17 protein-coding genes and 1 pseudogene are annotated in these 18,911 nt (G+C 70.4%); 14 read left to right on the forward strand and 4 right to left on the reverse strand.

Features of this window, described 5'->3' with window-relative positions; translation table 11 throughout:
- Positions 1–268: 268 nt before the first annotated feature.
- Positions 269–970, forward strand: coding sequence for an SDR family oxidoreductase (locus L0P92_RS06510; RefSeq protein WP_234761550.1), 702 nt, complete (start codon positions 269–271; stop codon positions 968–970).
- A gap of 27 nt (positions 971–997) precedes the next feature.
- Positions 998–1,876, forward strand: coding sequence for an alpha/beta fold hydrolase (locus L0P92_RS06515; protein ID WP_234761551.1), 879 nt, complete (start codon positions 998–1,000; stop codon positions 1,874–1,876).
- A gap of 268 nt (positions 1,877–2,144) precedes the next feature.
- On the opposite strand, the gene L0P92_RS06520 is transcribed toward L0P92_RS06515, so the two are convergent.
- From L0P92_RS06520 to L0P92_RS06530, 3 genes and pseudogenes are all read right to left on the reverse strand, one after another.
- Positions 2,145–3,215: a zinc-dependent alcohol dehydrogenase family protein gene (locus tag L0P92_RS06520; RefSeq protein ID WP_234761552.1), complete on the reverse strand. Its 1,071-nt coding sequence runs from the start codon at positions 3,213–3,215 to the stop codon at positions 2,145–2,147.
- A gap of 139 nt (positions 3,216–3,354) precedes the next feature.
- A pseudogene (locus tag L0P92_RS06525) lies at positions 3,355–3,603 on the reverse strand (phosphoketolase family protein); the annotation flags it as partial.
- A 145-nt stretch (positions 3,604–3,748) separates the two neighbouring features.
- Positions 3,749–4,315 carry a hypothetical protein gene (locus tag L0P92_RS06530; RefSeq protein WP_234761553.1) on the reverse strand — a complete coding sequence of 189 codons (567 nt, stop codon included), beginning with the start codon at positions 4,313–4,315 and terminating at the stop codon, positions 3,749–3,751.
- Positions 4,316–4,555: 240 nt separating this feature from the next.
- Here L0P92_RS06530 and L0P92_RS06535 point away from each other — a divergent pair, with 240 nt between their 5' ends.
- The 12 genes from L0P92_RS06535 to L0P92_RS06590 all read left to right on the forward strand — a co-directional run bounded on the left by L0P92_RS06535 (position 4,556) and on the right by L0P92_RS06590 (position 18,021).
- Positions 4,556–6,397: an APC family permease gene (locus L0P92_RS06535; RefSeq protein ID WP_234761554.1), complete on the forward strand. Its 1,842-nt coding sequence runs from the start codon at positions 4,556–4,558 to the stop codon at positions 6,395–6,397.
- Between the two features lie 16 nt (positions 6,398–6,413).
- Positions 6,414–6,602: a hypothetical protein gene (locus L0P92_RS06540; RefSeq protein ID WP_234761555.1), complete on the forward strand. Its 189-nt coding sequence runs from the start codon at positions 6,414–6,416 to the stop codon at positions 6,600–6,602.
- Positions 6,599–6,688, forward strand: coding sequence for a K(+)-transporting ATPase subunit F (kdpF, locus tag L0P92_RS06545; RefSeq protein ID WP_016434100.1), 90 nt, complete (start codon positions 6,599–6,601; stop codon positions 6,686–6,688). The genes L0P92_RS06540 and kdpF overlap by 4 nt, the downstream gene beginning before the upstream one ends.
- 8 nt (positions 6,689–6,696) lie before the next feature.
- A complete protein-coding gene (gene kdpA, locus L0P92_RS06550; RefSeq protein WP_234761556.1) occupies positions 6,697–8,361 on the forward strand; it encodes a potassium-transporting ATPase subunit KdpA in 1,665 nt (554 codons plus the stop codon).
- Complete coding sequence (gene kdpB, locus L0P92_RS06555; protein ID WP_234761557.1) at positions 8,358–10,481, forward strand: potassium-transporting ATPase subunit KdpB; 2,124 nt, start codon at positions 8,358–8,360, stop codon at positions 10,479–10,481. The genes kdpA and kdpB overlap by 4 nt, the downstream gene beginning before the upstream one ends.
- A gap of 25 nt (positions 10,482–10,506) precedes the next feature.
- A complete protein-coding gene (locus L0P92_RS06560; RefSeq protein ID WP_234761558.1) occupies positions 10,507–11,139 on the forward strand; it encodes a potassium-transporting ATPase subunit C in 633 nt (210 codons plus the stop codon).
- Positions 11,140–11,269: 130 nt separating this feature from the next.
- Positions 11,270–11,953, forward strand: coding sequence for a response regulator (locus L0P92_RS06565; RefSeq protein ID WP_234761559.1), 684 nt, complete (start codon positions 11,270–11,272; stop codon positions 11,951–11,953).
- Positions 11,954–11,965: 12 nt separating this feature from the next.
- Positions 11,966–14,515 (forward strand): sensor histidine kinase, encoded by a 2,550-nt coding sequence (locus tag L0P92_RS06570; RefSeq protein WP_234761560.1) that lies wholly within the window; start codon positions 11,966–11,968, stop codon positions 14,513–14,515.
- A gap of 184 nt (positions 14,516–14,699) precedes the next feature.
- Complete coding sequence (locus L0P92_RS06575) at positions 14,700–15,221, forward strand: toxin-antitoxin system HicB family antitoxin (protein ID WP_234761561.1); 522 nt, start codon at positions 14,700–14,702, stop codon at positions 15,219–15,221.
- A 96-nt stretch (positions 15,222–15,317) separates the two neighbouring features.
- On the forward strand, positions 15,318–16,160 hold the full coding sequence (locus L0P92_RS06580) for a DUF4097 family beta strand repeat-containing protein (RefSeq protein WP_234761562.1): 843 nt from the start codon (positions 15,318–15,320) through the stop codon (positions 16,158–16,160).
- 86 nt (positions 16,161–16,246) lie between these two features.
- Complete coding sequence (locus L0P92_RS06585) at positions 16,247–17,233, forward strand: ATP-binding cassette domain-containing protein (protein ID WP_234761592.1); 987 nt, start codon at positions 16,247–16,249, stop codon at positions 17,231–17,233.
- Positions 17,230–18,021, forward strand: a complete 792-nt coding sequence (locus tag L0P92_RS06590; RefSeq protein ID WP_234761563.1) for an ABC transporter permease — start codon at positions 17,230–17,232, stop codon at positions 18,019–18,021. Before L0P92_RS06585 ends, L0P92_RS06590 begins: the two co-directional genes overlap by 4 nt.
- Here L0P92_RS06590 and L0P92_RS06595 read toward each other — a convergent pair.
- On the reverse strand, positions 17,979–18,869 hold the full coding sequence (locus tag L0P92_RS06595; protein WP_234761564.1) for a helix-turn-helix transcriptional regulator: 891 nt from the start codon (positions 18,867–18,869) through the stop codon (positions 17,979–17,981). The two genes, L0P92_RS06590 and L0P92_RS06595, sit on opposite strands and share 43 nt — an antisense overlap.
- Positions 18,870–18,911: the final 42 nt, after the last annotated feature.

Here is an 18,911-nt window from a genome sequence, read left to right on the forward strand (position 1 = left end):
TGCGGCCGACCGGACCAGGGGCGCGCACATCCGCGACAGCATGCCGGAGTGTCTCGTCGCCCTCGGGGACACGCCCACCCTGGAGAAGGCTCGTGCCGGCTGGCGACACCGCCGACGAGCGGGTCCCCGTCGCCGTGGGCTGAGTCCTGCGAGCGGAGTGCTGGTGATCCGTCGGCATCCCGCCGGGAGTCTGCCGGGCTTGCGCCCGGAAACCGATCGGTTTAACGTACTTGGAAACCGATCGGTTTCTCATTCTCTGGAGACACTCATGACCGTTTTGAAGGGCGCCAACGTCTTCGTCACCGGCGGCAGCCGCGGCATCGGCAAGGCGCTGGTGGAGGAGCTGTACGCGCGCGGCGCCGGCAAGGTCTACGCCACGGCCCGCGACCCGCGCGGCGTGACGCACCCCGACGCCGTCCCGGTCGCGCTGGAGGTCACCGACCCGGCCTCCGTGGCGGCCGCCGCCGAGCAGGCGGGGGACGTCACCATACTGATCAACAACGCCGGTGCCGCGGTCGGCGCGTCCTTCCTCGACTCCCCGGTCGACGACGTACGCCGGGAGTTCGAGACCAACTTCTACGGCCCGCTCCTCGTCACCCGGGCCTTCGTACCGGTCATCGAGCGCAACGGCGGCGGCCACCTCCTGAACGTGCACTCCGTGCTCTCCTGGCTGGCCCTCGGCGGCTCCTACAGCGCCTCCAAGGCAGCCCTGTGGTCGCAGTCGAACTCCCTGCGCCTGGAGCTCCAGCCGCGCGGCATCGCCGTCACCGGCCTGCACGTCGGCTACGTCGACACGGACCTGGCGGCCGATGTCGACGCGCCCAAGTCCGACCCCCGTGCGGTGGCCGCCCTCGCCCTCGACGGCGTCGAGACGGGAGCGTACGAGGTGCTCGCCGACGACGTCTCGCGGCAGGTCAAGGCGGGCCTGGCCGGCGACCTGGCGGGGCTGTACGCCCAGCTGGCGAAGTAACCCCTTCACACACCAGGAGCCGGCGAGATGCCCAGCCACCAGTCACGTCCCACGATCCACGTTCCGGGGACCACCAGCCACACCCTCGCCCCGCGCGCGGGACTCGAGGGCCGCGAGGGAACCCTGCGCTACCTCAAGGCGGGCACCGGCTCCCCCCTGGTCCTGCTGCACACCGTGCGCACCCAGGCCGAGCACTTCCGCCACCTCGTCCCGCTGATCGCGGACCACTACACCGTGTACGCCCTCGACCTGCCCGGCATGGGCTACTCCGAGATCGTGCCCGGCGCGTCCTACGACGAGCCGGCCATGCGCGCGGGCGTCGAGCGGCTCCTCACCGAACTCGACCTCCACGACGTGACGTTGGCCGGGGAGTCCATGGGCGCGGTGCTGGCGCTGACCACCGCGGCCGATCTCCCGGAGCGGGTACGGCGCGTCGTCGCGGTCAACACCTACGACTTCCGCGGTGGAATCGCCCGCTCCAGCCTCCTCGCCCGCGTGGTGGTCAGCGGTGTCCTCGCTCCGGGAGTGGGCCCGGTGATCGCCGGCGTGGAGCCCAGGCCCGCCCTCCGCAAGATCCTCCAGGGCGGCCTCGGCGACAAGAGCGCACTGCGGGCGGACTACCTGGACGAGCTCCTCCAGGTGGGCGCCCGCCCCGGCTACCCGACGGTCGCCCGCGCCGTGTACCAGGCCCTGCCCAGCCTCGTCGCCGCCCGCTCGCGCTACCCCGGGGTCAAGGCGCCCGTCCACCTCGTCTACGGCGAGAAGGACTGGTCCCGGCCCTCGGACCGGGCGGCCAACCAGCAGCTCCTGCCGGCCGCCGACTTCACACAGGTGCCGAAGGCCGGCCACTTCATCGCCCTGGAACGCCCCGACGTGCTGGCCGACTTGTTGAACACGGCGGCCTGACCACCGGGACCACCGACCCGAGGAGCGGCGCACCGGCGGCGGCCCGGCACCTCCCGGCGGTCTCCTCGGTTCCTCCGCTCTACCGGGCTGGTACCGGCGCCCACCACTCCAACGCCGTGCCCCCGTCGGCCGGCCTGCTCAACTCCAGCTCCCCGCCTCGCGCGGCACCCGCGTGTCCACCAGACCCCTCGATACGCACGCTGGGCGCGAAGCCCAGCACGGGCGGCGTGCCGGTCATGGCCCACGACGACGGTTTCCCCTCCCTTCGTCAGGCCGCCCCCACCGCGACGACCTCGTGCTGCTGCCCGCCGAGCACGACCTTGAGGGCGCCGGTGTCGGCGGCGTGGGCGAAGACGTCGTACGCCTCCTCCATGTGCTCCAGCGGGAAGGTGTGGGTGACCAGCCGCGAGGTGGGCAGGCGGCCGGCGGCCGTCATTCGCAGCAGGGTCGGGGTCGAGTAGGTGTCGACCAGGCCGGTGGTGATGGTGATGTTCTTGATCCACAGGTCTTCGAGGTGCAGGGTCGCGGGAGCGCCGTGCACACCGACGTTGGCGACATGCCCGCCCGGCCGCACCATGCGGGTGCACAGCTCGAAGCTCTCCGGCACCCCGACCGCCTCGATGACGACATCCGCGCCCAGCCCGTCGGTGAGGTCGGCGACCAGCTGTTCGGGCGTCTCCCGGGCATCGGCCACCGCGTCGGCGCCGAACTGCCGGGCGGCCTCCAACCGGGCGGCAGCCAGGTCGACGGCGACGATCCGTTCGGGGGAGAACAGCCGGGCCGTGCCGATCGCGGCCAGCCCGATGGGGCCGGCGCCGACCACGACGACCGTGCTGCCGGGCCGTACGTGGCCGTTGAGCACGCCCACCTCGTAGGAGGTCGGGAAGATGTCGGCCAGCAGGACGGCGTCCTTGCTGTCCATGGCGCCGGGCAGTGGATGCACGGACAGGTCCGCATACGGCACCCGGACGTACTCGGCCTGCGTGCCGTCGATCAGGTGGCCGAGGATCCAGCCGCCACCGCCCCGGCACTGGCCGTACGTCCCCTGCCGGCAGTACGAGCAACGCCCGCACGCGGTGATGCAGGAGACCAGGGCGCGGTCGCCCGGCCGCACGGTGCGGACATCGCTGCCGACCTCGACGATCTCGCCGACCGCCTCATGGCCGAGGACGGTACCGGGGCGTACCTCGGGCACGTCGCCCTTGAGGATGTGCAGGTCAGTGCCGCAGATGGTGACTGCCCCGACGCGCACGATCGCGTCGGTGGGCTCTTTGATCGCCGGGTCCGGCACCTCTTCCCACGCGGACTGTCCGGCGCCGTGGAACACATAGCCCTTCATGACGCTCCTCACCCCATCCGATGTGTCGCGGAGCCCGGCTCCGGCGGTGCGGTTTCGGCTGCCAGTACGTCGCCGGCGCCGCCCGCGCCGGAATTGCCCCGCAAGTCCAGCTTGCCCCTCCAGGTCGGTCACGGGACTGTCAGGCGTCCCAGGCCCAGTCGGCGACCTCCGGCAGGTCGGCGCCGTGCTCGCGGATCCAGACGTGGTGGCGGGTGCGGGCGTCGGCCATCGACTGCCGTACGGCCGCGGCGCGCACCGCGAGGCCGGGGACGCGGTCGATGACGTCCATGACGAGCCGGTAGCGGTCGAGGTCGTTGCGGACGACCATGTCGAACGGTGTGGTCGTGGTGCCGGACTCCTTGTAGCCGCGCACATGCAGGTTCGGGTGAGGGTCGTCGCCGCTGACGTGGAGGGGCTCGTGGCCGGGTCCCCGCAGCAGTTCGTCGAGTTCCGCCTCGGGCAGGCGGGACTGGCCAAGCGACCGGACGGGGTCGGCCTTGGACACAGCCGGACCGTTCGGGGAAGGCTGACGCTCACTCCAGGCCGGAGGCCTTGAACACGGCGAGGGCGGTCTCGCGGTCCACGCGCCGGCCGAGGCACCGCAACGCGGTCACGCCGCACAGCAGCGAGCCGTCGGCGGCGGCCTTCCGCGCGCCCTCGTCAAGACGGAGCCACAACTGCGGGTTGCGCACCAGGACCTCGGGGTCGATCTCGACGCGGCCGCCCAGGGCATCCCGCAGCAGGAGCCGCCGGGAGACGCCGTCCAGGCAGCGGACGGACACCAGCAGATCCGTCCGTACCCGATGCCCGCGCACCAGGCGGCGCGAAGCCAGCCAGTTCCCGCCCGCGGACACCCGCGCCGGATACAGCACGACGAAGAGCAGCCCGGCGAGAGCGAACCACAGTGCGGCGCGCCCCGGGGTGATCAGGCCGCAGCCCCGGTCGACCAGGAGAAGGAGAGCGAGCAGTACGCCGGCACAGCGGATCGTGCTCCAGAGCTCCCGCGTCCACTCGAGGTCGTTCGTAGCCTCACCGGGTCCTTCGGAGCCCTTCGCCTGAGCGTCGAGGGGGCCTCCGCCTATGTCGTCACGGCGTCCCATGCCCATCGACGCTAGTGAGCGTCGAAGCATGATCAGCACGCCTTGATGCGGCTCTGACGGATGTCCGACGATTCCTTGCCCGACGGCACTGGCCCAGCAGTCGCCCACGTCACACGCCCATCAAGGTCCCGTCAAGGCCGGCCGGCCGGGCGCGAAGATGCCGCAAGGAGCCGTCGGAGGCGGCGGGAAACGGACAGAACCTGGGTGCACGCGAACACCGCACGAAGGAGCACCCGTTCCATGTCCGTTCTGACCGTCGCGCCGGATGCCGTCCCCGCCGGCGAGGAGCCGCCTGACACCGGTGAGCGCCACCGGCTGACCGCCGTCACCGGTCTGGCCGCCCTGTCCCTGGACGCCATGGCGTCGGTGGCCTACGGCCCTGAGGCGATCGTTCTCGTCCTGGCCGCCGCGGGCGCGCACGGGCTGGGATTCACGTTGCCGGTCACGCTGGCCATCGCGGCCCTGCTGGCGGTGCTGGTCGCCTCGTACCGGCAGGTGATCGCGGCCTTCCCGGACGGCGGCGGTTCCTATGCCGTCGCCAAGACACACCTGGGCGCACGCACCAGCCTGGTGGCGGCGGCCTCGCTCGTCCTCGACTACGTCCTCAACGTCGCCGTCGCCGTCACGGCCGGTGTGGCCGCCCTGACCTCCGCCTTCCCGGCCCTGTACGCCGACCGGCTGTGGCTGTGCCTGGCCGTGCTCGCGCTGATCACGGCGGTGAACCTGCGGGGCATCGTGGAATCGGCGAAGGCGTTCATCGTGCCGACCGTCGTGTTCGTCGGCTCGATCCTCGTGCTGATCGTCGTCGGGCTGTTCCGGTCCGAGCCGGTGAGTACGGCGACCGCGGCCGGCCACCCCTCCGTGCTCGCCGACAACGCCACCACCGTGGGCGCCCTGCTCCTGCTGAAAGCCTTCGCTTCCGGGTGCTCCGCCCTCACCGGCGTCGAGGCCATCGCCAACGCCGTCCCCTCCTTCCGCGTACCCCGCGCCAAGCGCGCCCAGCACGCGGAGGTCGCCCTCGGCGCCGTCCTCGGCGTGATGCTGATCGGCCTGTCGGTACTGATCTCCCGCTTCCATCTCCAGCCGGTCGACGGCGTCACCGTCCTCGCCCAGCTCGCGGACGCCTCGCTGGGCCACAACTGGGCGTTCTACGTCATCCAGTTCGCGACGATGATCCTGCTGGCCCTGTCCGCGAACACGTCCTTCGGCGGCCTCCCGGTGCTGCTGAAGCTGCTCGCCCGCGACAACTACCTGCCGCACGTGTTCGCGCTGAAGGCCGACCGGCAGGTCCACCGGCACGGCGTCCTCGCCCTGGCCGTCGTCTCCGCCGGACTGCTGCTCTTCTCCGGCGGCGACACCAACACCCTCGTGCCCCTCTTCGCCATCGGCGTCTTCGTCGGCTTCACCATCGCGCAGGTCGGCATGGTCCGGCACTGGCGGCTCGAAGAGGGCACCGGTTGGCAGGGCAAGGCCGTGCTCAACGGCATCGGCGGGCTGCTCACCGGCGTTTCGGCGATCGTCGTCACCGCGACCAAGTTCGAGGAGGGCGCCTGGCTGATCGTGATCGCCCTGCCCCTGCTGGTCGCCGCCTTCGAGACCGTGCGCCGCGCCTACACCCGGATCGGTGAGCGACTCGGCCTCGGCCGCATACCCGAGCACCCGCACCGCGACCGCTCGGTCGTGATCGTGCCCCTCTCCTCGATCTCCCGCCTCACCTCCGAGGCACTGACCGCCGCCGCCTCCCTGGGCGACGAGGTCCGCGCCGTGACCGTCTGCTACCCGGACCCCGAGGACCGGGCCACGCTGTACGCCCTGGAGCTGGCCTGGGCGGAGTGGGACCCCGGGGTGCCGCTGGTCCGGCTGAACTGCGAACGCCGCTCACTGGGCCGTCCCATCGCCGCGTACGTCCGTGAGGTGGCCGCCACCGAACCGGGCACCCGCGTCACCGTGCTGATCCCGGAGACCGAGCCGGAGCGGCTGTGGCAGCGGCTGCTGCAGAACCAGCGGGGCGCGGTCGTCGCCCACGCCGTGCGGCGGGAGACGGATGCCGTCATCTGCCGGCTGCGCTTCCGGCTGCCGTAAGGGTTCCGTCAAAGCCGTGCTCGTCGCCGTAAGAGAGCCGTCAACGGACGACCTGATCCGGCCACAGAGGCGCTTTCCTCGAATCGTCCGTTTCCACCGAACCTCACTCCAGGAGTTCGCGATGGCCGATCTGGCCTTCGTCGTCGTCACGATCGCGGGTTTCGCGCTCGTGGCTCTCGTCGCCAAGGGGGTGACGAAGCTGTGACCGCCGAGAACATCGTCGGCCTCGTCGTGGCCGTCGCCCTGCTGGGCTATCTCGTCCTCGCCCTGATCTTCCCGGAGAGGTTCTGAGCAGCCATATGAGTCCCGTACTCGCGGGCGTGCTCCAGCTGCTCGCTCTCATAGCCGCTCTGGCGCTCGCCTACATCCCCCTCGGCACCTACATGGCCAAGGTCTACTCCTCCGACCGGCACTGGCGGGTCGAGAAGTGGATCTACAAGGGGATCGGTGCCGACCCCGACACCCAGATGCGCTGGCCCGCCTACCTGCGCGGCGTCCTCGCCTTCTCCGCCGTCGGCGTCCTCTTCCTCTACGCCCTCCAGCGGCTGCAGGGGGTTCTGCCGGGTTCGCTGGGCTTCTCGTCCATCGACCCGGACCAGGCGTTCAACACCGCCGTGTCGTTCGTGACCAACACCAACTGGCAGTCGTACTACGGCGAGCAGGCCATGGGCCACGTCGTGCAGACGGCCGGGCTGGCCGTGCAGAACTTCGTCTCCGCGGCCGTGGGCATCGCCGTCGCGGTGGCGCTCGTGCGCGGGTTCGCGCGTTCGCGCAGCGGTGAACTCGGCAACTTCTGGGCCGACTTGGTGCGTGGTGTCGTCCGCATCCTGCTGCCGCTGGCGGCCGTCGCCGCGGTCGTCCTCGTGGCCTGCGGCGCGATCCAGAACTTCTCCGGCATCCACGAGGTCGGGCAGTTCATGGGGGGCTCGCAGCAGTGGAACGGCGGCGCGGTCGCCTCGCAGGAGGCCATCAAGGAGCTGGGCACCAATGGTGGCGGCTACTTCAACGCCAACTCCGCGCATCCGTTCGAGAACCCCACCCCGTTCTCGAACCTCTTCGAGATCTTCCTCATCCTCGTCATCCCGTTCGCACTCACCCGCACCTTCGGCCTGATGGTCGGCAGCGTGAAGCAGGGGTACGCGATCCTCGCGACGATGGGCACCATCTGGGTCGGTTTCGTCGCCCTGATGATGTGGACCGAGTTCGCCCACCACGGCCCGGCGTTCGACCTTGCGGGCGGGGCGTACGAGGGCAAGGAGGTGCGCTTCGGGGTCGGCGCCTCGTCGATCTTCGCGACCTCGACCACGCTCACCTCGACCGGTGCGGTGGACTCCTTCCACTCGTCGTTCACCGGCCTCGGCGGCGGTATCACCATGCTCGGGATGATGCTGGGCGAGATCGCGCCGGGCGGTACCGGCTCCGGCCTGTACGGCATGCTGATCATGGCGATCATCGCGGTGTTCATCGCCGGCCTGATGGTCGGCCGTACGCCCGAGTACCTGGGCAAGAAGATCAGCACCCGCGAGATCAAGCTCGCGGCCTGCTACATCCTGATCACCCCGGCGCTGGTGCTGATCTTCACCGCGTTCGCGATGGCCCTGCCGACCCCGGCGAACTCGATGACCAACAGCGGGGCGCACGGATTCTCCGAGATCCTCTACGCCTACACGTCCGCCTCCAACAACAACGGCTCGGCCTTCGCCGGGCTGAACGCGGACACGCAGTGGTTCAACACCACGCTCGGCCTGTGCATGCTGCTCGGCCGTTTCCTGCCGATGGTGTTCGTGCTGGCGCTGGCCGGCTCGCTCGCCGAGCAGCAGCCGGTGCCGGCCACCGCGGGCACCCTGCGCACGGAAAAGCCGCTGTTCACCGGCCTGTTGGTGGGCGCGATCCTCATCATCACCGGTCTGACCTACTTCCCCGCCCTGGCGCTGGGGCCGTTGGCCGAGGGGCTGGCCTCATGACCACCGACGTAAAGAAGCAGGACTCGATGTCCACTCCCACCCTTGCGCCCCACCAGGACGCGCCGACGGGACACAAGGCCCCCGAAGGCCGTGTCGGCGCGGGCCTCTTCGACCCGAAGCAGCTGGTCAAGTCCCTGCCGGACGCCTTCCGCAAGCTCGACCCGCGGGTGATGGTCAAGTCGCCCGTGATGTTCGTGGTCCTCGTCGGCTCCGTCCTGACCACGGTCTTCTCCTTCAAGGACCCGGGCGACTGGTTCGGCTGGACGATCAGTGTCTGGCTGTGGCTCACGGTGATCTTCGCCAACCTCGCGGAGGCCGTCGCCGAAGGCCGCGGCAAGGCCCAGGCCGACACCCTGCGCAAGGCCAAGACCGACACGGTGGCGCGACGGCTGCGGGGGAACGGCTCCGAGGAGCAGGTTCCGGGCACCGACCTGAAGATCGGCGACCTGGTCGTCTGCGAGGCCGGCGATGTCATCCCCGGTGACGGCGATGTCGTCGAAGGGGTCGCGTCCGTCGACGAGTCGGCGATCACCGGTGAGTCGGCCCCGGTCATCCGGGAGTCCGGCGGTGACCGTTCGGCCGTCACCGGCGGCACGAAGGTCCTCTCCGACCGGATCGTCGTCAAGATCACGACGAAGCCCGGCGAGACCTTCATCGACCGGATGATCAACCTCGTCGAGGGCGCGGCCCGGCAGAAGACGCCGAACGAGATCGCGCTGAACATCCTGCTGGCCTCGCTGACCATCGTCTTCCTGCTGGCCGTGGCGACTCTGCCGCCGTTCGCCGACTACGCGGGCACGCACCTGACGATGGTCGTGCTGGTCGCCCTGCTGGTCTGCCTCATCCCGACCACGATCGGCGCGCTGCTCTCCGCGATCGGCATCGCGGGCATGGACCGGCTGGTGCAGCGCAACGTCCTGGCCATGTCCGGCCGGGCCGTCGAGGCCGCCGGTGACGTCTCCACGCTGCTGCTCGACAAGACCGGCACCATCACGCTCGGCAACCGCCAGGCGGCCGAATTCGTGCCGGTGAGCGGGACGACGGAGGCCGAGGTCGCGGACGCCGCCCAGCTGTCGTCGCTGGCCGACGAGACACCCGAGGGCCGTTCCGTCGTCGTACTCGCCAAGGAGAAGTACGGTCTGCGCGAGCGTCACCAGGGCGAACTGGTGGCCGCCGAATGGATCACGTTCACCGCCCAGACCCGTATGTCGGGTGTGGACGTCGACGGGCGCAAGGTTCGCAAGGGCGCCGCCGGTTCGGTCATCGCCTGGGTCGAGGAGCGCGGCGGCCAGGTCGCCGACGACGCGGACACCATCGCCAACCGGATCTCCGAGGCCGGTGGGACACCGCTGCTCGTCGCGGTCGAAGACGCCGACGGGGCACGGGTGCTGGGTGTCATCCACCTCAAGGACGTGGTCAAGGAGGGCATGCGGGAGCGGTTCGAGGAACTGCGCCGGATGGGCATCAAGACCGTCATGATCACGGGCGACAACCCGCTGACCGCCAAGGCCATCGCCGAGGAGGCGGGTGTCGACGACTTCCTCGCGGAGGCCACCCCCGAGGACAAGATGGCGCTGATCAAGCGGGAGCAGGCCGGCGGCAAGCTGGTCGCGATGACCGGTGACGGCACCAACGACGCGCCCGCGCTCGCGCAGGCCGACGTCGGCGTGGCGATGAACACCGGGACGTCGGCCGCCAAGGAGGCCGGCAACATGGTCGACCTCGACTCCAACCCGACCAAGCTCATCGAGATCGTCGAGATCGGCAAGCAGCTGCTGATCACGCGGGGCGCGCTGACGACGTTCTCGATCGCCAACGACGTCGCCAAGTACTTCGCGATCATCCCGGCGCTGTTCGCGGCCGTCTACCCGGGCCTGGACAAGCTCAACATCATGGGCCTGTCGTCCCCGGACTCCGCGATCCTCTCGGCGGTCGTCTTCAACGCGCTGATCATCGTGGCGCTGGTGCCGCTGTCGCTGAAGGGCGTGCAGTACCGGCCGGTCAGCGCGGACCGTCTGCTGCGGCGGAACCTCACCGTCTACGGACTGGGCGGGCTGGTCGCGCCCTTCATCGGCATCAAGCTCATAGACCTGCTCATCTCCCTCATCCCCGGGCTGTAATTCTCGAAAGGCGTGGCTGATCGCCATGAACAACTCGGTTACGAACACCGCCCGGTTGCTCGGGGCGGGCCTGCGTGCCCTCCTGGTGCTGACCCTGGTGACCGGCGTCATCTACCCCCTGGTCGTCACCGGCATCGCGCAGGGGCTGTTCAACGGCAAGGCGAACGGCTCCGAGATCAAGGCGGACGGCAAGGTCGTCGGCTCCTCGCTGATCGGCCAACAGGGCTACAGCCTGGACTACTTCCAGCCCCGTCCCGCGAACGGACTGGGGGAGAACTCGGTCAACACCCAGTACAAGCTGATCCTCTCCGGTGCCACCAACCGCTCCGGGGACAACCCCGAACTGATCAAGTGGGTGAAGGAGGCGAAGGCCAAGGTCGTCAAGGACAACTCCGTGCCGGGCTACACCGTGCGGCCCTCCCAGGTCCCCGCCGACGCGGTCACCTCCTCCGGCTCCGGCCTCGACCCGCACATCTCCCCGGCCTACGCCGACCTCCAGGTCCACCGGGTCGCCGAGCGCAACGACCTCCCGGTCGCCCAGGTCGAGAAGCTGGTCGAGGACCACACCGAGGGCCGCACCCTCGGCTTCATGGGCGAGCCCCGGGTGAACGTCCTGGAGCTCAACGTCGCGCTCAGGGAACTCGTGGCCCGGAGCTGACGGCGTTACGCGATCCCCACGGGAGTCGGCGGCCGCGGAGAGATCCCGGACCCGCCGACTCCCGCGGCCACAAAGGCGGTTGCACCGCCGGCGCGCACGGCCCGACGTACGACAGGAGAGGCACACACCCATGACCCGGGTGCTCGTGGTGGAGGACGACCCGCAGCTCGTGCGGGCCCTCGTCATCAACTTGCAGGCACGTCACTACGGCGTGGACGCCGCCCCCGACGGGGCCACGGCACTGCGGCTCGCCGCCGCGCGCCAGCCCGACGTGGTCCTGCTCGATCTCGGCCTGCCCGACATGGACGGCGTCGACATCATCAAGGGCCTGCGGGGCTGGAGCCGTGTGCCGATCCTCGTCCTGTCCGCCCGTCAGGCGTCCGACGAGAAGGTGGCCGCGCTCGACGCCGGCGCCGACGACTACATCACCAAGCCGTTCAGCATGAACGAGTTGCTGGCTCGCCTGCGAGCCGCGGTCCGCCGCACCGAGGACAACACAGCGGCCCCCGAGACGACGCTGGTCGAGACGGAGGACTTCAGCATCGACCTGCTCGCCAAGAAGGCCGTACGAGGCGGCCGGGACGTACGGCTGACGCCGACCGAGTGGCATCTGCTGGAGATCCTGGTGACCAACCCGGGCCGGCTGATCACACAGAAGCACCTCCTCCAGGAGGTCTGGGGCGTCTCACAGAGCAACAAGACCAACTACCTGCGCGTCTACATGGCCCAGCTGCGCCGCAAGCTGGAGAAGGACCCCTCCCACCCCCACTATCTGATCACCGAGCCCGGCATGGGCTACCGCTTCGAAGGCTGACCGAGGGACGACATGGCACGCGGCAAGCTCCGGATCTACCTCGGCGCGGCACCCGGCGTCGGAAAGACGTACGCGATGCTGTCGGAGGCACACCGCCGTATCGAACGGGGCACCGACTGCGTCGTCGCCTTCGTGGAACACCACCACCGGCCCCGCACCGAGGTGATGCTGCACGGCCTGGAACAGGTGCCCCGCAAGGAGTTCGACTACCGGGGCGGCACCTTCAGCGAGATGGACGTGGACGCCGTCCTGCGCCGCGCCCCCAAGGTCGCCCTGGTCGACGAGCTGGCCCACACCAACGTCCCCGGCTCCCGCAACACCAAGCGCTGGCAGGACGTCGAGGAACTGCTCGCCGCGGGCATCGACGTGATATCCACCGTCAACATCCAGCACCTGGAGTCCCTCGGCGACGTCGTCGAGTCGATCACCGGGGTCCGCCAGCGCGAGACCGTCCCCGACGAGGTCGTACGGCGTGCCGACCAGATCGAGCTGGTCGACATGTCCCCGGAGGCGCTGCGCCGCCGCATGGCCCACGGCAACATCTACAAGCCGGACAAGGTCGACGCGGCCCTCTCCAACTACTTCCGCCCCGGCAACCTCACCGCCCTGCGCGAACTCGCGCTGCTGTGGGTGGCCGACCGGGTCGACGCGTACCTGACCGAGTACCGCAGCGAGCACCGGGTCTCGACCATCTGGGGCTCACGCGAGCGGATCGTGGTCGGACTGACCGGCGGCCCCGAAGGACGGACCCTCATACGGCGGGCCGCGCGGCTCGCCGAGAAGGGCGCCGGTGGCGAGGTGCTAGCCGTCTACATCTCCCGCAGTGACGGTCTCACCGCCGCCTCCCCGAAAGAACTGGCCGTGCAGCGCACGCTGGTCGAGGACCTCGGCGGCACCTTCCACCAGGTCGTCGGCGAGGACATACCGGCCGCTCTGCTCGACTTCTCCCGCGGCGTGAACGCCACCCAGATCGTCCTCGGCGTCTCCCGCCGCAGGAGCTGGCAGTACGTCTTCGGCCCCGGGGTCGGCGCCACGGTCGCCCGTGAGTCCGGTCCCGACCTCGACGTCCACCTCATCACGCACGACGAGGCGGGCAAGGGCCGCGGCCTGCCGGTCGCACGGGGAGCACGCCTGGGACGGTCCAGGGTCATCTGGGGCTGGTTCGTCGGCGTCCTGGGCCCCACGCTCCTCAGCTGGCTCCTGACCAGCGTCTTCCCGGAGGTCGGCCTCGCCAACGACATGCTGCTCTTCCTGACCCTGACGGTGGCGGCGGCCCTGCTGGGCGGGCTCCTCCCGGCGCTGGCCTCCGCCGTGGTGGGCTCCCTCCTCCTGAACTGGTTCTTCACCCCGCCCGTCCACACCCTGACGATCGCCGACCCGAAGAACATCGTCGCCATCGCGATCTTCGTCGGGGTCGCCGTGTCCGTGGCGTCCGTGGTGGACCTCGCGGCCCGGCGCACCCACCAGGCGGCCCGGCTGCGCGCCGAGTCGGAGATCCTCTCCTTCCTCGCGGGCAACGTACTGCGCGGCGAGACCACCCTGGAGGCCCTGCTGGAACGGGTCCGCGAGACCTTCGGCATGGAGTCGGTGGCCCTGCTGGAGCGGATCGGCGAGAAGGACCCGTGGACCTGCGCCGGCAGTGTGGGACCGCGACCCGCCGGGATTCCCGAGGACGCGGACGTGGACGTCCCCGTCGGCGACCACCTGGCCCTGTCCCTGCGCGGCCGGGTGCTGCCCGCCGCCGACCGCCGGGTGCTGGCCGCGTTCGCCGCGCAGGCCGCCGTGGTCCTGGACCGCCAGCGCCTGCAGCGCGAGGCTGACCGGGCCGCGGAACTCGCCGAGGGCAACCGCATGCGTACGGCCCTGCTCGCCGCCGTCAGCCATGATCTGCGCACCCCGCTGGCCGGCATCAAGGCGGCGGTCTCCTCCCTGCGCTCGGACGACGTCGAGTGGTCCGAGGAGGACCAGGCGGAGCTGCTGGAGGCCATCGAGGAGGGCGCCGACCGGCTCGACCACCTGGTCGGCAACCTGCTGGACATGTCCCGCCTGCAGACCGGCACCGTCATCCCCATCATCCGCGAGACCGACCTCGACGAGGTCGTGCCCATGGCGCTCGGCGGAGTGCCCGAGGACAGCGTGGACCTGGACATCCCCGAGACCCTGCCCATGGTCCACGTCGATCGGGGGCTGCTGGAGAGGGCGGTCGCGAACGTCGTGGAGAACGCCGTCAAGTACAGCCCGCCCGGCGACAAGGTCCTGGTGTCCGCGAGCGCCATCGCCGACCGGGTCGAGCTGCGGGTCGTCGACCGCGGGCCAGGCGTCCCCGACGACGCCAAGGACCGCATCTTCGAGCCCTTCCAGCGCTACGGCGACGCGCCCCGCGGTGCCGGCGTCGGCCTCGGCCTTGCGGTCGCCCGCGGCTTCGCCGAGGCCATCGGCGGCACCCTGAGCGCCGAGGACACGCCCGGCGGCGGCCTCACGATGGTGCTCAGCGTGCCCACGGCACCGCAACGCCAGCAGGAGCCGGACCTGCCGGACCTGTCGGCCACGGCCACCTCCTGACGGGCGAGACCGGGGACCTCGGTCGGTCTTCGGGTCCATGGCACCGGCTGGCGCCACTTGGTGCCATGCGGCGCCACTCGGTGCCATGCTGCGCCACTCGGTGCCAACCAGTCGACCAGGAGGGCGGGTGCGCCTGGCGCAACAGGGCTTGCGAATGGTGCCAACATGGCGCCATGATGGCGTCATGGACCTCACGCCGTATGTCGACACCCTCCGCCGCGAACTCGCGGTGGCCGCCGAAGCCGGCGGCGAAGAAGCCCGCGAGCTGGCCGAGCGGCTCACCGCTCCCCTGGAGTCGGCGACCCGGCTGACCATGCTCAACGTGCTCTCCGCCGCGATGGACGAGATCACCCGTGAACTCGCCCCTGGCTCGGTCGACGTACGGCTGCGCGGGCTCGACCCCGACTTCGTGGTGACACCGCCGCCCACCTACGGCGGCGCTCCCGCGGAGCCGCCCGCGACCGTCGACCCGTTCAGGGCGGCCCCCGCCCCGGCCGAGGGCGACGAAGGCGGCACCGCCCGGATCAACCTGCGTCTGCCGGCCCACCTCAAGGCTCGCGCCGAGGAGGCCGCGAGCCGCGAGGGCCTGTCGGTCAACGCGTGGCTGGTGCGTGCCGTTTCGGCCGCGGTCGACGGCGGCACCCAGCCGCGTACGACGGAGAAGAGCCAGACCGTCGGACAGAGCTTCACGGGCTGGGTGCGCTAGCCGCACCCCCGCCCGCACCACTGCACCAGCACCACTTCATCCGCACCACGTCCCACCAGCAGGGATGCCCCAACGACTCAAGAGGACGGGACAGTCATGCCTTCTTTCGACACTCCTGAAGCAATCGCGGTCACGGCGCGCGTGGAGGCCGGTTCCATTCAGTTCACCGCGGGCGACCGCGTCGACACCGTCGTCGAGGTGCGGCCCCGCGACCCGAAGAAGGACCTGGACGTGCGGACGGCCGACCAGACCGAGGTCAGCTACGCGAGCGGTCTGCTGACCGTCAGGACGCCCAAGTCCAATCTCTTCGGCCGCACCGGCACCGTCGACGTGACGGTCGAACTGCCGACGGACTCGTGCATCGACATGACCGGCGCCTGGGCCCAGGTGCTTGGCGAGGGCCGACTCGGCGAGGTCCGTGTGAAGACCTCGTCCGGTGACGCCCGTTTCGACACGACCGGCCCGCTGCATCTGACTGCGTCGCACGGCTCGATCACCGTGGACCGGGTCGAGGGCATGGCCGAGATCACCACCAGCTCCGGCAGCCTGCGCGTCGGCCTGCTCGACGGCCCCGCCGTCCTGAAGAACTCCCACGGCACCACCACCGTCGGAGCCGCGACCGGCGAGCTGCGGGTGAGCGGCGCCAACGGCGACATCGAGATCCGGCGCGCCGAGGACTCGGTCACCGCCACCACCGCCCACGGCACCCTGCGCGTGGACGAAGTGGCCCGTGGCACCGTCCAGTTGGAGACCAACCACGGCGCCATCGACGTCGGCATCCGCGAGGGCACCGCCGCCTGGCTCGACGTCAGCTCGAACTCCGGCCAGGTGCGCAACACGCTCACGGCGTCCGATGCCCCGGAGCAGACCGAGGACACCGTCAAGGTCCGCGCCCGGACCAAGTACGGCAACATCGACATCCGCCGCGCCAAGCCCTGAGCATCACATCCTCAACCGGCCTCATCGCCCACCCACTTCAGCTCTCAACGGAGGGCCTCATGGCTTCTTCTGTCATGCCCATGCCCATGCCCATGCCCAGGCGAGGCGACGGTCCGCAGTCGCCCGCCGCCGTCTCCGCCATCGGTCTGCGCAAGTCCTACGGCGACAAGACCGTCCTCGACGGCATCGATCTGCGCATCCCGACCGGGTCCGTGTTCGCGCTCCTCGGGCCCAACGGCGCCGGCAAGACCACCGCGGTGAAGATCCTGTCCACGCTCATCGGCGCCGACGGCGGGCAGGCCCAGGTCGCGGGCCACGACGTCGCCACCTCACCGGAGGGGGTGCGGGCCGCGATCGGGGTCACCGGCCAGTTCTCCGCCGTGGACGGGCTGATCACCGGTGAGGAGAACATGCTCCTGATGGCGGACCTGCACCACCTCCCCAAGCGCGAGGGACGGCAGGTCACCGCCCAGCTGCTGGAGCGCTTCGATCTCACCGAGGCCGCGAAGAAGCCCGCCTCCACCTACTCCGGCGGCATGAAGCGCCGCCTGGACATCGCCATGACCCTGGTCGGCAGCCCCCGGATCATCTTCCTCGACGAGCCGACCACCGGCCTCGACCCGCGCAGTCGCCACAACATGTGGGGAATCATCCGCGAGCTGGTCTCGGAGGGCGTCACCGTCTTCCTCACCACCCAGTACCTGGAGGAGGCCGACGAACTCGCCGACCGCATCGCGGTGTTGAACAACGGCAGGATCGCGGCCGAGGGAACCGCCGACGAGCTGAAGCGGATGATCCCCGGCGGACACGTACGGCTCCGCTTCACGGACCCGGCCGCGTACCAGAGCGCCGCCTCCGCCCTGCCCGAGACCACCCGGGACGATGAGTCCCTCGCCCTGCAGATCCCCAGCGACGGCAGTCAGCGAGAACTGCGTTCCATCCTCGACTGGCTGGACGCGGCCGGCGTCGAGGCCGACGAACTGACCGTGCACACCCCCGACCTCGACGACGTCTTCTTCGCCCTGACCAGCGGCACCGACCAGCCGAACCCGTCCGAGGAGGCGGCCCGATGAGCTCCCTGTCCCTCGCCGTGCGCGACTCGTCCACGATGCTGCGCCGCAATCTGCTGCACGTGCGCCGCTACCCGTCGCTCACTTTGAACCTGCTGCTGTCGCCGGTCGTCCTGCTGCTGCTCTTCGTCTACGTCTTCGGCGACGTGATGGGCGCCGGCCTGAACGGCGGCGGAGCGGACCGCTCCGAGTACCTCTCCTACATCCTCCCGGGGATCCTGCTGCTGACCATCGGCGGCACCACGATCGGTACGGCCGTGTCCGTGGCCATGGACATGACCGAGGGCATCATCGCCCGCTTCCGCACGATGGCCGTCCACCGCGGGTCGGTGCTCATCGGCCACGTCATCGGCAGCGTGCTGCAGTGCCTGGCGAGCGTGGTCCTCGTGGGAGCCGTCGCCGTGGCCATCGGCTTCCGCGCCACCGACGCCACCGCCCTGGAGTGGATCCTGGCGGCCGGGCTGCTGACGCTCGTCTCCCTGGCGCTCACCTGGATCGCGGTCGGCATGGGCCTGGTCAGCCCGAACCCCGAGGGGGCCAGCAACAACGCCATGCCCCTGATGGTCCTGCCACTCATCTCCAGCGCCTTCGTGCCGGTGGACGCGATGCCGGGCTGGTTCCAGCCGATCGCCGAGTACCAGCCGTTCACCCCGGCCATCGAGACCCTGCGCGGCCTGCTCCTCGGCACCGAGATCGGCCACAACGGGTGGCTGGCCGTGGCCTGGTGCGTGGGGCTGGCGGTGCTCGGCTACGTCTGGTCCAAGTCGGTGTTCGACCGCGAGCCGAAGTAGCGGGGTTCGAGTGTGGCGGCCCAGCTGGCGAGCAGTTTCAGGCCGTCGGCCGATGGGGTGCCGGGTTCGGCGCTCATGGCGGTGAGGGCCAGACCGGGGTCGGTCGGTACGGGCAACGCTTCGAAGGCGAGGGTGAGGTCGCCGACGGCGGGGTGGCGGAAGCGTTTGAGACCGGTGTGGTGCAGGCGCACGTTGTGTGCGGCCCACAACGACCGGAAGTCCTCGCTAAGGGTGGAGAGTTCGCCGATCAGGTCGCTGAGATCGCGGTTGTACGGGTCCTGTCCGGCCTCGGTGCGCAGGAGGGCTGCGGCTGCGGCCCGTTGGTCGTCCAGTTCGGGCATGTACTGCTCGGCGCCGGGGTTGAGGAACTGGTAGCGGGCGATGTTGACCGGCCGGGCGGGGTCCTGGAACAGCGGCCAGTACAGGGCCTTGCCGAGACGGTTGGTCGCGAGGATGTCGAGGCGGCCGTTGCGGATGAAGGCGGGCGCGTCGGTCATCGCGTCGAGGAGCTGTTGCAGGGCGGGCCGGATGGGCTGTGCCGTGCGGCGGCGTGTGGGCCGGCGGGTGGTGCTGGCGGTCCGGGCCAGGTCCATGAGGTGGGCACGCTCGGATTCGTCTAGCTGCAGCGCACGGGCCAGGGAGTCCAGGACGGCCTCGGAGGTGCCGGAGAGGTTTCCGCGTTCCATACGGGCGTAGTACTCGGCGCTCACCCCGGCGAGCATCGCGACCTCTTCGCGGCGCAGCCCCTTGACCCGCCGGTGTCCGGCGGCCGGAAGGCCCGCCTGCTGCGGCGTGATCTTCGCGCGGCGGCTGGTGAGGAACTCGCGGACCTCGCTTCGGTTGTCCATGTCTTCGAGGCTACGACGATCGCAGGATCTGAGGGGTGCCCT

Source organism: Streptomyces muensis, assembly GCF_021474425.1.
Taxonomy (GTDB): Bacteria; Actinomycetota; Actinomycetes; order Streptomycetales; family Streptomycetaceae; genus Streptomyces; species Streptomyces muensis.

What these genes read in the sequence shown, in the direction of transcription:
- L0P92_RS06510 (WP_234761550.1), top strand. Translation starts at nt 269, where the DNA reads ATGACCGTTTTGAAGGGCGCCAACGTCTTCGTCACCGGCGGCAGCCGC.
- L0P92_RS06515 (WP_234761551.1), top strand. Translation starts at nt 998, where the DNA reads ATGCCCAGCCACCAGTCACGTCCCACGATCCACGTTCCGGGGACCACC.
- L0P92_RS06520 (WP_234761552.1), bottom strand. Translation starts at nt 3,215, where the DNA reads ATGAAGGGCTATGTGTTCCACGGCGCCGGACAGTCCGCGTGGGAAGAG.
- L0P92_RS06530 (WP_234761553.1), bottom strand. Translation starts at nt 4,315, where the DNA reads ATGGGACGCCGTGACGACATAGGCGGAGGCCCCCTCGACGCTCAGGCG.
- L0P92_RS06535 (WP_234761554.1), top strand. Translation starts at nt 4,556, where the DNA reads ATGTCCGTTCTGACCGTCGCGCCGGATGCCGTCCCCGCCGGCGAGGAG.
- kdpA (WP_234761556.1), top strand. Translation starts at nt 6,697, where the DNA reads ATGAGTCCCGTACTCGCGGGCGTGCTCCAGCTGCTCGCTCTCATAGCC.
- kdpB (WP_234761557.1), top strand. Translation starts at nt 8,358, where the DNA reads ATGACCACCGACGTAAAGAAGCAGGACTCGATGTCCACTCCCACCCTT.
- L0P92_RS06560 (WP_234761558.1), top strand. Translation starts at nt 10,507, where the DNA reads ATGAACAACTCGGTTACGAACACCGCCCGGTTGCTCGGGGCGGGCCTG.
- L0P92_RS06565 (WP_234761559.1), top strand. Translation starts at nt 11,270, where the DNA reads ATGACCCGGGTGCTCGTGGTGGAGGACGACCCGCAGCTCGTGCGGGCC.
- L0P92_RS06570 (WP_234761560.1), top strand. Translation starts at nt 11,966, where the DNA reads ATGGCACGCGGCAAGCTCCGGATCTACCTCGGCGCGGCACCCGGCGTC.
- L0P92_RS06575 (WP_234761561.1), top strand. Translation starts at nt 14,700, where the DNA reads ATGGACCTCACGCCGTATGTCGACACCCTCCGCCGCGAACTCGCGGTG.
- L0P92_RS06580 (WP_234761562.1), top strand. Translation starts at nt 15,318, where the DNA reads ATGCCTTCTTTCGACACTCCTGAAGCAATCGCGGTCACGGCGCGCGTG.
- L0P92_RS06585 (WP_234761592.1), top strand. Translation starts at nt 16,247, where the DNA reads ATGCCCATGCCCAGGCGAGGCGACGGTCCGCAGTCGCCCGCCGCCGTC.
- L0P92_RS06590 (WP_234761563.1), top strand. Translation starts at nt 17,230, where the DNA reads ATGAGCTCCCTGTCCCTCGCCGTGCGCGACTCGTCCACGATGCTGCGC.
- L0P92_RS06595 (WP_234761564.1), bottom strand. Translation starts at nt 18,869, where the DNA reads ATGGACAACCGAAGCGAGGTCCGCGAGTTCCTCACCAGCCGCCGCGCG.